Genomic DNA, 11,438 nt, shown 5'->3' with positions numbered 1-11,438 from the left:
GTTCGCGGCCACGCGGACCGGTGTCGCCCGGCCGGGTGATCGTCCGGTGTGATCGCGGGTCAGGCGCGGTCGTCGCCGCCCGCGACCGACAGCACCGCGACCTCGAAGCAGTCGCCGCCGTTGTCGCCGCTGCGGCTCGCCTTGCGCCAGACCGCGACCTCGACGCAAGCTCCGCCGTTGTCGCCGCTGCGGGTGGACTTGCGCCACTCGGGGGTGGTCAACTCCATCGTTGCTTCGCCGTCCTCATGATCAGGTCGAGGGACTGATCGACTGGAAGCGCCCGCGACCGGATCGACTCGAACCGCTCGGTCAGTGTCGCCAAGACCTTCGGTTCGCCCGTCGTGATCCCGCGCGCCGCCGCCTCCTCGTACGCTACCTCCCTCCGATCCTCCAGTGTGGCCAGGATGAATGATCCGTTGATGCCACGGTGCAGGCCGCACGGGAGCACATGCACGCTGATCCGCTCGGAGACCACCGAGACCAGGTGCTGGAGCTGCTCGCGCATCACCTCCGGGCCGCCGATATCGCGCCAGAGCACGCTCTCATCGAGCACGGAGACGAGGTAGGGCGGGTCGGGCTCGGTCCGCCGGAGGAGCTCCTGACGTGCCATCCGTGCCCGCACCGCCTGCTCGTCGCCGTGCAGCAGCACGCGAGCATATGCCTCGGTCTGTAGCAGGCCGTCGACCACGGCGAGATGGAAGCTGCGCAGCAGGTCGGCGGCGGCCTCGTGGATCGGCCAGTCGAACCACGGTGGGTGGACGCTGCGCTTGAGGAGGCCGTCCCAGAGGCGGGGGAGGATGCCGTTCCCGTTGAGGACCTTGTCCATCTTCACGGCGAAGTCGCGCAGCGGCATGTCCTCGGCACGCTCGATCGAGCCGATGTGCGAGCCGCTGTAGTTGGCCTTCGCCCCGACCTGGTCCTGGGACAGAGCGGCGCGCTCGCGCAGGAAGCGCAGCTCCGAGCCGAAGAGGGCGAGGGGAGAGGAAGACGGGTCGAGGGGGTTGGGTCGGCGCGGCATTTCGCCACCTCCGTTGGCCGGTGTTGGCAACCGGCGGGGGCCGGTTGGCCGGGAAGTAACACTGTGTAGAACAAATCATTACTGAAAGTCACGCGATTGGGGAGGCTGTTGACGGAGATTCCGGCAGACGGGTGACGGGGTAGGCATGGGAACAGTGATCGGCGTCGTCGACCCGAAGGTCGTACCGGCCGGCGGGTGTGCCGCTTGGCCCCTGCCTCCGGGGCCGACGGGGGCGGGATTCGCGCGAGGTGTGCTCAAGGCGGTGTTCGCCGAACTGCGGATGCCCGACGTCACGACGTACGACGCCGCCGTCGCCCTGTCGGAGCTGGCGACCAACGTGCACGTCCACGCGTACGGCCGCCAGGTCCCCGCGTACCCGCCGATGGCCGGGCTGCCGGAGCTGTGGGCGTACATCCGGTGGCGCGCCCGGCCGGAGGTCGTCTTCGCCGTGTACGACTCCGCGCCCTGGCACGGACCCGTACCGAACGGGCGGCTGCGGCCGCCACCGGACGCCGAGGGCGGGCGCGGCTTCGAGGTGGTGGACGCGCTGACCGTCGAGTACGGCGGCGAGTGGGGCGTGCACCGGACGCGGTCGCGGCTGGGCGCCGGGCCGGTCCCGGGGAAGGCGGTGTCCTTCACCGTCCCCGTACCGGCCGGGCTCCTCACGCCGTGCGGGAGCACCGCGCGGCGGACGGCGGAGGAGATCCACGCCCTCCTCGCCGCCCGAGGCCTCGGCCCGCTGCAACTGTCCATCGGCTACGGCATGGCGGTCATCTGCGTACGCGCCGGCATGCACGTCTGGGTGCGGAACGGCTCGATCACCTACCGCGCGCCGGGCCTGGGCACCGTGCGTCACCCGTCGCATGACCGGGTGGACGTGGTCGAGCGCATCGTCGGACACTGCGCCGACCTCGACGCCGCCGACGCGTCAGATCGCCGTCACCGTTGACTCTTTGCCGCCGTCGTGGCCGGTCGAACGTCCGGGTCGCCGGATTCGTCCCGTCAACGGCGGCGGCAAGGCCAGTGCCGTCGGCGCCCGCCGGGGCCAGGGCGCGGCGGCGTCTCCGGTGCGGGGTCGCGGTGGTGGCCCGGTGTCGAGGGGCGGGCGGAACGCTCGGTGAAGGCCGCGCGGCCCGCCTCCCAAATGAGAGCAAGGTGTGGCGAACCGGCGACCGGTGGGGGCTTTTCCCGAGACTTCTGCACGCGGCGCGGCGAGGTGGGCCAGAGGGTGCGCGGCCTGGCTCCTGCCCGCGGTCGCGATGGTGTCCCGGTGTCGTCTGCCGGTGAGGGGCGTGCATAGGGCTCGGAGAACGTTGCGCCGCTCTGGCCGGTCGCAGACACTCGGCTCCCGTCTACCTGCTGCACCCGGAGCACGGAGCCACCGGCTGCGTGTCCGGCACGTACGTCGTCCGGCGGCAGCGTGAGCAGGAAGGCCCGCGGAGTCGCCTCGTCGCCGACTGAGCCGACCGTGATCGTCGAGGTTCTTCGTCGTTCCTCATGCGAAGAACCTCGACGATCAAGCTCAGGCGTGTTGTTCATCGCGTCGATGGCCTTCTGGTCCTCGCCCTCGGGACCGGCGCGGCGCGTCGGCGGACCCGGTGACCCGTTACCCCGGCCACGCCGAGGAGCGCGCCGGCGGGTGACGTTGCCCGGGGGCGCCGCGCGAGGTAAGCCAACGGCTTCTCATTCCCAGGCGATCTCGCGCAGCGCGGCCACGCCCTCGTCCGGGTCGGGGATCACCTCGTCCTCGCCGTCCTCGTCGGCCAGGGAGAGGATCCGAAGTACGGAGCCGAGGACGCGGACGGCGGCTCTCGGCCGGCGACCCGAGCGCGCAGGCGTTTCGGGGCGTTCTCCTCCGCGATGCCTTCCCGGATCACCCGCAAATCGAACGGCCCTGCCGGGAATCCCGGCAGGGCCGTCGACGCATGTGTACCGATGTGCGGGTCGCCTCTCGGCGAAAGGCACAACGCGGCTCCAGCCGAACGGTATTCCGCGAAGGCGATAGTTGAGGCCCGGGGACACCAGGCACATCGGCCACGTTGGGATGAACGGCACAAGCGCGGCCGATGTTCCCATCGAGCGAGATTTCTCCGAAAGTCGGCGGACTGGATCTCGCCGAGAGGCGGCGCGTGCCGGTCGGTGGCGTACAGAAGACCCGGTGAAGCTGCGGTGTCGTAGGTGGTCCCCTGCGGCAGGGGAGACGGGGGTCACATCCGTTCGTGTCACATCGTGCCGAGCTGTTCTGTCAGAGAGGTGTAACAACCAACACGGCAAGGAGATCAGCGTGGACGCCCGTCTCAACTACTACGGTAACCCGGCCGCAGGGAAGTTCCTGAAGTACATCAACTCGGCCTCCAAGGCCCTGTCGGACTCGACGCTGCCCGCCGCGACGGCGGCACTGGTGGAGATCCGCGCCAGCCAGATCAACGGCTGCGGCTTCTGCACCGACATGCACACCAAAGAGGCCACGCACGCAGGGGAGTCCCAGCAGCGCCTCAACCTGATCGCGGCCTGGCGGGAGGCCAAGGTCTTCACCGACGCCGAGCGGGCCGCCCTGGAACTGACCGAACAGGCCACCCGCATCGCCGACGCCGCCGGTGGTGTCACCGACGAGGCATGGGCGAACGCCGCCAAGTACTACGACGAGGACCAGCTCGCCGCCCTGGTGTCCCTCATCGCCCTCATCAACGCCTACAACCGCATCAACGTCATCGTCCAGCAGCCCGCCGGCGACTACCAGATCGGCCAGTTCGGATAACGAGGAGTACCGGACCGGCACCGCCGTTGTGTCCGACAGCACACGCCCTGGGCACCCCTCGCTGGGGCCCGGGGCGTTGGTCTGGTACGCCCGGCGGCCGATTCCGCCGCCGGGGGGCTGCGTCGCTCGTCCTCTTCTCCCGTCAGAACGCCGGCTGGGGTCGCTCGGTCGCCGGCCTGATGACGGCCGTGCACTCCGGGCAGCGCCGCGCCGCCAGGGGGATCTTCATGGTGCACTCGGGGCACTCGCGCTCGGTCTCCGCGTTTTTCCGGTCGAACAGCTGCAGCAGGCGGGCGACCGGCAGCACGATCACGAAGTAGACGACGGCCGCGGAGATCAGGAAGGACAGTGCCTCGGTGAGGAACGCCCCATAGGTGAACTTCGCCTTGCCGACCTTGAGCACGAGGCCGGTGAAGTCGGGCTGTCCTCCGACGAGGGCCAGCAGGGGGCTGATGAAGGAGTCGACGAACTGTTTGACAAGGTTACTGAACTGCGTGCCGATGACGACCGCGACGGCGAGGTCGACCAGGTTGCCGCGCAGTATGAACTTACGGAAGCCACTCATCGCAGGCATTATCCCCGCCGCCACCGCCCGAAGTGACCTATTCCGGGCGGGCGGCCGAATGTGCGGACGGACACAGGGAGGTCGCGCCGCACGGACGTCGCGGGGCAGTCTCGGTACGAAACGGACCTTTCAGGCCTCCGGCTGTTCCGTCAGCGGAAGCCCCACCTGGAACCAGGTGTCGCCGGGCTCGGACGTGACCCGCAGGTCACCGTGGTGACGGTTGACCACGATCCGCCAGGAGATGTCCAACCCGAGCCCGGTGCCTTCGCCCACCGCCTTCGTCGTGAAGAAAGGCTCGAAGATCCGCTCCCGCAGGTCGGCCGGGACGCCCGGTCCCGTGTCGCCGATCTCGACCAGCACCCGGTCGTTCTGCCGGCTGGTGCGGATCGTGAGCGTGCCCTCGCCGTTCATCGCGGCGAGCGCGTTGTCCACCAGGTTGGTCCAGACCTGGTTGAGCTCGCCGGCGTACGCCGGGATCTCCGGGAGCGACCGGTCGAACTCCTTCACGACCCGGACGTTCTTCCCGATCTTCCCCGACAGCATGATGAGCGTGGACACCAGGCCGTCGTGCACGTCGACCCACTGGAACGGGGCGCGGTCCATCTGGGAGTACTGCTTGGCGGCCCCGACGAGGGTGGAGATCCGGGTGGTGGCGTCCTCGATCTCGCCCATGAGCGTCTCGGTCTCCACCGCGTAGCCGAGCCAGCGCAGCGCCGTGTTCAGGTTGTCGCCGCCGACCGCCTCCCGCACCTCGTCCAGACGCTCCGTGGTGATGCCGGCGGGTACGAAGACCGCGGCGAGGTTCCACCCGTCGGCGACGTCGTGCTCGTCGAACCAGTCGGTCAGCTCGTCCTCCCGGTCGGCGGTCTGGATCGCGCTCAGCTCCGGCGCGTCGGCGACCTGCTTGACCAGCTGTTCCTGGACGTCGATGAGGCGTTCGAGGAGGTTCGGGTCGATGTCGGCGCGGGCCAGGAGCGCCAGCTTGTGGCGCATCCCCGCGACCCGCTCACGCAGCGAGGACGTCGCGCGTACGGCGGCGGCGGCCGGGTTGTTCAGCTCGTGGGTCAGGCCGGCCGACAGCGCACCGAGCGCGAGCAGCCGCTCCCGCTGCCCCACGATGGCGTCGCTGGTGCGCCGCCCGAGGAACATGCCCTCCAGCAGGTGCGCGGCCATCGGGAACCACTTCATGAACCGCTCGCCGAACTGCTCGGCCGGCAGCGCCAGGAAGGTCAGGTCGGTGACGGCGTACACGGAGGCGGAGTAGCGCTGGTCGCCCCGCTGGCCCATGAGGAGCTGGGTGGCGCCGCAGTACACCCCGCGCTGTTCGGTGCGGACGATCTCCACTTCGTCGCCGTGGACCGTCCGGCACATCCGCAACGTGCCGGACAGCAGCACGTAGAAGCAGGTCGCGGGGTCGCCCTCCGCGATCACCTGCGCTCCGGCGGCGTACTCCTCGACGACCGCGTGCTCGGCGATCCAGGCGACCTGCTCGTCCGAGAGCTTCTCGAACAGGAACAGGGTGCGGAGTTCGTCCGGGGTGAGAGATTCGATGCTCAACGCTCCTCCAGGTACCGATGGACGAGCGCGACCGCCATCGCGCCCTCGCCGACGGCGGAGGCGACCCGCTTGACCGACTGCGAGCGTACGTCACCGGCGACGAAGACACCCGGCACGGACGACTCCAGGTACAGCGGATCGCGGTCGAGGGTCCAGCCCTTCGGGCGGCGCCCCTCGCGCAACAGGTCCGGGCCGGTGCACACGAAACCGTGGGAGTCCCGGAAGACCGTGTCGCCGAGCCACTCCGTGCGGGGCGCCGCGCCGATGAACACGAACAGGTGGTCGGTCGGCAGCGTCTCGGTGGCGCCGGTGCTCGCGTCGTGCAGCGTCACCCGCTCCAGGTGCTCGTCGCCGTCGACCGCCGTGACCGTCGTGCACACCCGGACCTGAACGTTGTCGATCGCCCGCAGCTGCTCGATCAGATAGTGCGACATCGACCGCTCCAGCGACGGCCCCCGTACGAGAAGGGTCACCGTGCGGGCGTAGCGGGAGAAGAACACCGCGGCCTGACCTGCGGAGTTCGCCCCGCCGACGATGTAGACGTCCTCGCCGCTGCAGGACTGGGCCTCTGTCGACGCCGAGCCGTAGTACACGCCCCGCCCGGTGAGCCGCTCCGCGCCGTCGGCCTCCAGAGCCCGGTAGGACACGCCCGTCGCCAGCACCACCGAGTGCGCGGCGATCTCCGAACCGTCGCCGAACGTGATCACCCGGGCCGAGCCGCGGACGGCCAGCCCGACGACGTCCCGGGCGGTGAGAACCTCGGCGCCGAACTTCTGCGCCTGGCGCCGCGCGCGGCCGGTGAGCTGCGCGCCGGAGACGCCGTCGGGGAAGCCGAGGTAGTTCTCGATCCGGGAGCTCTGCCCGGCCTGGCCGCCGGTGGCCTTCTTCTCCACCAGGACGGTCCGCAACCCCTCCGACGCGCCGTACACCGCTGCTCCCAGCCCGGCCGGCCCGCCGCCGATCACCACTAGGTCGTAGAACTCGGCGGCCGGCTCGGTCGACAGCCCGACGGCGGAGGCGATCTCCGCGCCGGTCGGGGTGCGCAGCGTCTTGCCGTCCGGGGTGATCACCACCGGGATCTCGTCCTCGGTCGCGCCGGCCGCCTCCAGCAGCCGGACCGCCTCGGGTTCGTCGACGGAGTACCACCGGTAGGGGACCGAGTTGCGGGCCAGGAACTGGCGGACCTCGTACGACGGGCGCGACCAGCGGTGCCCGATGAGCTTGGTCTCCTCGACCGGCCGGTCCCCGACGGCGCGCCAGGTCTCCACGAGCGCGTCCACCACCGGATAGAGCTTCTCCTCCGGAGGGTCCCAGGGCTTGAGCAGGTAGTGGTCGACGTCGACGACGTTGATCGCCTGGATCGCCGCGTCGGTGTCGGCGTACGCCGTGAGCAGCGCGCGCCGGGCGTGCGGGAAGAGGTCCATCGCCTGCTCGAGGAAGGCGATTCCGTTCATGTGGGGCATTCGGTAGTCGGCGAGGATGGCGGCGACCGCGTCACCGCGCAGCTTGATCTCCCGCAACGCCTCCAGCGCGTCGGCACCTGAGTCGGCCCGTACGACGCGGTAGTCGCCTCCGTAACGTCGCCGCAGGTCACGGGCGACGGCGCGGGACACCGACGGATCATCGTCGACCGTCATCAGGATCGGAATGCTCATAGCCCGAATCATTCCAGCTCATCGGTTTTTAGCTAGTGCTGCTATGCGGACGGCGAACGGCCGTGCTCGCGGTGAGGCGGGCCGCATGGGCGTGTCCCGGGAGCCGCTGCCCAGAGTGCGGCATTTCGGGCCGACCCGTCGAGGTGAGGTCTTTGTCACCGTACGGTGACGGTGGCGATATCTAGCGTTATCTCCCCAGGTGGGCATCTGTTGTCAACTGATTTCATGGAGTGACTGACGGACCCGCCGTTACTTGTGGTAGTTATGTGGCTTCCCTCCGAGATAACGGTCTCGCGAGATCCCCGCTCGCCTCCCCCTGAATCACGATCTCCTGGAGTATTCGTGACCGATCGTTCCATCCGTGCTCCCCGTGGCCGTGCGGCGCTGCCGCACGCGCCGGTGCGGGCGCGCAGTCTGACGACGGCCGCCGCAGCCACGGCGGCCGTCGCGATGCTGGCGACGGGCTGCGGCAAGAGCCACTCCCCGGCGCCGTCCGGTGACAAGGCGGCACCGTCCACCGGAAAGCTGCCACAGGCGACGACCTACACCACGCTGAAAGGTCTCGGGCAGGACGCCGCCGACGCCGCGGCCGACGGCACGGTGGCCCATCCGAAGGCCGCCGTGCCCGTGTCCGCCACCGCCGGGGGGCCGCCCGTGGCCGTGCTGCCCAGCACACAGCTCGGCGGCCCGACCTGGGTCCCGGTCGTCGAGACGAAGCCGGGATGGGAGCGCGTCCTGCTGCCCAGCCGGCCGAACCGTTCCACCGGCTGGATCCCCACCGGGAAGGTCGGTCTGGAGACCGCCCACAGCCCGTACCAGATCAAGGTGGACGACTCGGCGCGCACGCTGACGCTCACCCGGTCCGGCCACCGGGTCGGCAGCTGGACCGTCGCGGTCGGGGCCGCCAAGACGCCGACCCCCATCGGGCGCACGTTCCTGCTGGCCTCCCTGGCCCCGGCCAAGAAGACCTTCAGCCCGCTCATCCTGCCGGTCGGCGCGCACTCCGAGACGCTCGACACGTTCGGCGGCGGCCCCGGCACGGTGGCCTTCCACGGCTGGCCGAGTGTGTCGGTGTTCGGCAAGGCGGTCACGCACGGCTGCGTCCGTGTACCCGCCGACGCGCTCAAGAAGCTGTCCGAGGTCCCCCTCGGCACACCGGTCGTCGTCACGGCCTAGATACACCCTTCGGTGCAGGTCCGAAGGGGATCCCGGTAGGGCGCACAGCGGTCGATGCCGCCCGGTCGACGATCCGGCCGGTCGATGGTCACGCCCGCGATCACGGGCCACCCGCGCCCAGTCCCGCCACGGGCCACCGCCCAGTCCCCCCACGGGCCACCGCCCAGTCCCGCCACGGCCCATCCGGGCACCGTGGCACGCCTTTTTCGCTCATCCCCCCAAGGAGTCGCAATGCTTTCGACCCGTCTTGCCGCCTGCGCGGTGGCCGCCGGTGCGCTGGCCGTGCCGCTGGCCCTGGCCGGTACGGCCTCGGCCACCACCGGGACCGGTTCGGCCTACGGCCTGGCCGCCCAGGGCCTGGTCGCCATCCCCCAGACGCCGGCCGTCACCGCCACCGCCGACAAGAGCCTGATCCACCTGCCGGCCAACCCCCTCATCGACGTCAAGATCCTGCACGTCACCGCCAAACCCGCCTACGCCCGCGCCAGCGTCACCGACCTGAGCGTCGCCAAGGCCGCCCTCACCGCCCACCTCGTCACCGCCACCTGCAAGAACGGCAACGGCGTCTCCCACCTGGCTGACGCCCAGATCGCCGGCCACCGCCTCGCCGTCGACGCCGCACCCAACAGCGCGATCAGCGTCCCCGTCCAAGGCCTGGGCGCCGTCGCCGTCACCCTCAACAAACAGGTCAACAACCCCGACGGCAGCCTCACCGTCACCGCCATCGAAGTCCGCCTCGCAAACGCCCAGACCATCAGCATCTCCTCGGCCACCTGCAACGCAGCCGACATGCCCACCCAGCCGCCGGGCGGCACCACTCCGCCCGGCCAGCCCACCGGTAAGCCGACCCCGTCGCCGACCGGCCCGACCACACCCCCGAGCCAGGCGCCCAAGCCCACCCCGGTGCCCAGCAACCTGCCCGTCACCGGCTGACGATCACCCGAACACGCCGGTCTCCGTGGGCGCGTCCCACGGAGACCGGGCGTGTCCGTGAGGATCGCGTGCTTCCGGGGGTGAAGGAAACGCTCCGTACTCGTGTGGAGATAGCGGGTAAGGCGCTATTTTTGCTGCCTCATTCGGTGCTCTGACCCAGTCTGTGGTCAGATGCCCGTATTTTCACCGGGAGGCGCTGTGACGAACCCCCATCCCTCGCCGCCGGCGGCCCCGACGGCGGAAGGCCCGGACGACGCGACGGGCTTCGCGCTGTACGGGTCGAGGTTCCAGCGGGAGCCCGCCGAGGTGTACCGGCGGATCCGGCAGGAGCACGGTCAGGTCGCCCCGGTCGTTCTCGAGGGTGACGCGCCCGCGTGGCTGGTCCTGGGCTATCGCGAGGTCTGGCAGGTCACGAGCAACCCCCAGCTTTTCGGCCGCGACTCCCGCCGCTGGCACAGTTGGGACCGCGTCGCGGCCGACTGGTCCCTCCGGCCGTACGCCGAACATCAGCCCTGCTCCTTTCACGTCGAGGGCGAGGAGCACCAGCGGCGGGCCGGGGCCACCGGTGACGCCCTCGCCGCCGTCGACCAGTTCCAGCTGCGGTCCGAGGTCGAGCGGATCGCCGACGGGCTGATCGACGAGTTCGCCGGCCGTGGTGAGGCCGACCTCATCGCCCAGTACGCGCTCCGGCTGCCCGTGCTCGTCATCGCCGGGTTGCTCGGACTGCCCGAGTCCGACGCGCCCGCCCTGGCCCGTGACATCGCAGCCTCCGCCGATGAGGGGGAGGAGGCCGTCCGCGCGCACCAGCGTGTGGTCGCCCGGATGCAGCGCCTCGTCGCCGAGAAGCGCGAGGGTCCCGGCGACGACGTCCCCTCTCGGCTGCTGGCGCATCCGGCGGGGCTTCCCCACGACGAGATCCCGACCGATCTGTTCCTCATCATGGGGGCCGGTCAGCTGACCACGGCCGACTGGCTGGGCAACACGCTGCGGCTCATGCTCACCGACGACCGCTTCGCGCTGAACCTGTCCGGAGGCCGCCGCAGCATCGGCCAGGCCCTCAATGAGGTCCTGTGGGAGGACACCCCGACCCAGAACTTCGTCGGCCGTTGGGCCACGCGCGACACCGAGCTCGGCGGGCGGCGGATCCGGAAGGGTGACATGGTCGTTCTCGGGCTGGCGGCGGCCAACACCGACCCGCAGGTGCGGCCGCAGACCGACCCCGAGGCGCTCGGCAACCAGGCGCACATGTCGTTCAGCCACGGCGAACACGGCTGCCCCCAGGCGGCGCGTGAGGTCGCCGAGGTGATCGCCGAGACCGGTGTCGAGGTGCTCCTCGACCGGCTCCCCGACGTGACGCTGGCCGTCGCCGCCGACGACCTCGTGTGGCGTCCGTCCGTGTGGATGAGAGGTCTGATCGCGTTGCCGGTGCGATTCACCCCGGCGCCCGTACGGGGCCACGCCGGATGAGGGGGCTCCCCTCCGGCAAAGTACGAAATGCCACCGAAAAGTGACAAACCGTCGCATGGGAACTACTGAAGCAGTACTATTTCCGCCCGTACGCAGCCTGGCCCCTGTCCGGGGTCAGGACGGACATCGCGGCTGAGGCGAGGGATCGAGATAGAGACGTACGAACGCGCGGATCGGCGAAAGCGAATGGCTTTCACTTTCTGTCGCTCTCGGCGCCTCTTCGTGCGATGCCCGGCCGAGGACATAGCCGCCCTCCGTGCCGAACGGCGCTCTCACGCCGATTTATCCGCTATTTCCTGAGTGTGGTCG

At 70.2% G+C, this 11,438-nt stretch carries 11 protein-coding genes; 6 read left to right on the top strand and 5 right to left on the bottom strand.

What is annotated here, in order from left to right; genetic code table 11:
• Nucleotides 1-59 precede the first annotated feature (59 nt).
• Both NE236_RS17805 and NE236_RS17800 read right to left on the bottom strand, forming a co-directional pair.
• A complete protein-coding gene (locus tag NE236_RS17805; RefSeq protein WP_252843117.1) occupies nt 60-227 on the bottom strand; it encodes a DUF397 domain-containing protein in 168 nt (55 codons plus the stop codon).
• Entirely contained in the window at nt 218-1,018 is an 801-nt protein-coding gene (locus NE236_RS17800) for a helix-turn-helix domain-containing protein (protein ID WP_252843116.1), read from the bottom strand. Before NE236_RS17800 ends, NE236_RS17805 begins: the two co-directional genes overlap by 10 nt.
• A 145-nt stretch (nt 1,019-1,163) precedes the next feature.
• On the opposite strand from NE236_RS17800, the gene NE236_RS17795 reads away from it, so the two are divergent.
• From NE236_RS17795 to NE236_RS17790, 3 genes are all read left to right on the top strand, one after another.
• The gene (locus NE236_RS17795) at nt 1,164-1,967 is read left to right on the top strand and encodes an ATP-binding protein (protein ID WP_252843115.1); all 804 of its coding nucleotides are present in this window, start codon (nt 1,164-1,166) and stop codon (nt 1,965-1,967) included.
• Nucleotides 1,968-2,314: 347 nt separating this feature from the next.
• Nucleotides 2,315-2,479 carry a DUF8820 family protein gene (locus NE236_RS45540; protein ID WP_504915081.1) on the top strand — a complete coding sequence of 55 codons (165 nt, stop codon included), beginning with the start codon at nt 2,315-2,317 and terminating at the stop codon, nt 2,477-2,479.
• 823 nt (nt 2,480-3,302) lie between these two features.
• Nucleotides 3,303-3,776, top strand: a complete 474-nt coding sequence (locus NE236_RS17790) for a carboxymuconolactone decarboxylase family protein (RefSeq protein ID WP_252843114.1) — start codon at nt 3,303-3,305, stop codon at nt 3,774-3,776.
• 142 nt (nt 3,777-3,918) lie between these two features.
• Here the strand turns inward: NE236_RS17790 and mscL are convergent, their stop codons facing one another.
• The 3 genes from mscL to NE236_RS17775 form a co-directional block, all read right to left on the bottom strand.
• A complete protein-coding gene (gene mscL, locus NE236_RS17785) occupies nt 3,919-4,341 on the bottom strand; it encodes a large conductance mechanosensitive channel protein MscL (protein WP_252843113.1) in 423 nt (140 codons plus the stop codon).
• 129 nt (nt 4,342-4,470) lie between these two features.
• Nucleotides 4,471-5,898, bottom strand: coding sequence for an ATP-binding protein (locus NE236_RS17780; protein WP_252843112.1), 1,428 nt, complete (start codon nt 5,896-5,898; stop codon nt 4,471-4,473).
• Entirely contained in the window at nt 5,895-7,553 is a 1,659-nt protein-coding gene (locus tag NE236_RS17775) for an NAD(P)/FAD-dependent oxidoreductase (RefSeq protein ID WP_252843111.1), read from the bottom strand. Before NE236_RS17775 ends, NE236_RS17780 begins: the two co-directional genes overlap by 4 nt.
• A 342-nt stretch (nt 7,554-7,895) precedes the next feature.
• Here NE236_RS17775 and ldt-CoaP point away from each other — a divergent pair, with 342 nt between their 5' ends.
• From ldt-CoaP to NE236_RS17760, 3 genes are all read left to right on the top strand, one after another.
• On the top strand, nt 7,896-8,729 hold the full coding sequence (gene ldt-CoaP / locus NE236_RS17770) for a L,D-transpeptidase (RefSeq protein WP_252843110.1): 834 nt from the start codon (nt 7,896-7,898) through the stop codon (nt 8,727-8,729).
• 231 nt (nt 8,730-8,960) lie between these two features.
• Entirely contained in the window at nt 8,961-9,662 is a 702-nt protein-coding gene (locus tag NE236_RS17765; protein ID WP_252843109.1) for a choice-of-anchor P family protein, read from the top strand.
• Nucleotides 9,663-9,833: 171 nt separating this feature from the next.
• Nucleotides 9,834-11,129, top strand: a complete 1,296-nt coding sequence (locus tag NE236_RS17760) for a cytochrome P450 (RefSeq protein ID WP_372494373.1) — start codon at nt 9,834-9,836, stop codon at nt 11,127-11,129.
• Nucleotides 11,130-11,438: the final 309 nt, after the last annotated feature.

Origin of the sequence: Actinoallomurus purpureus (assembly GCF_024055795.1) — a bacterium.
Classification (GTDB): Bacteria; Actinomycetota; Actinomycetes; order Streptosporangiales; family Streptosporangiaceae; genus Actinoallomurus; species Actinoallomurus purpureus.
This window is presented reverse-complemented; position numbering and strand designations above follow the sequence as displayed.

What these genes read in the sequence shown, in the direction of transcription:
- NE236_RS17805 (WP_252843117.1), bottom strand. Translation starts at nt 227, where the DNA reads ATGGAGTTGACCACCCCCGAGTGGCGCAAGTCCACCCGCAGCGGCGAC.
- NE236_RS17800 (WP_252843116.1), bottom strand. Translation starts at nt 1,018, where the DNA reads ATGCCGCGCCGACCCAACCCCCTCGACCCGTCTTCCTCTCCCCTCGCC.
- NE236_RS17795 (WP_252843115.1), top strand. Translation starts at nt 1,164, where the DNA reads ATGGGAACAGTGATCGGCGTCGTCGACCCGAAGGTCGTACCGGCCGGC.
- mscL (WP_252843113.1), bottom strand. Translation starts at nt 4,341, where the DNA reads ATGAGTGGCTTCCGTAAGTTCATACTGCGCGGCAACCTGGTCGACCTC.
- NE236_RS17775 (WP_252843111.1), bottom strand. Translation starts at nt 7,553, where the DNA reads ATGAGCATTCCGATCCTGATGACGGTCGACGATGATCCGTCGGTGTCC.
- NE236_RS17765 (WP_252843109.1), top strand. Translation starts at nt 8,961, where the DNA reads ATGCTTTCGACCCGTCTTGCCGCCTGCGCGGTGGCCGCCGGTGCGCTG.
- NE236_RS17760 (WP_372494373.1), top strand. Translation starts at nt 9,834, where the DNA reads ATGCCCGTATTTTCACCGGGAGGCGCTGTGACGAACCCCCATCCCTCG.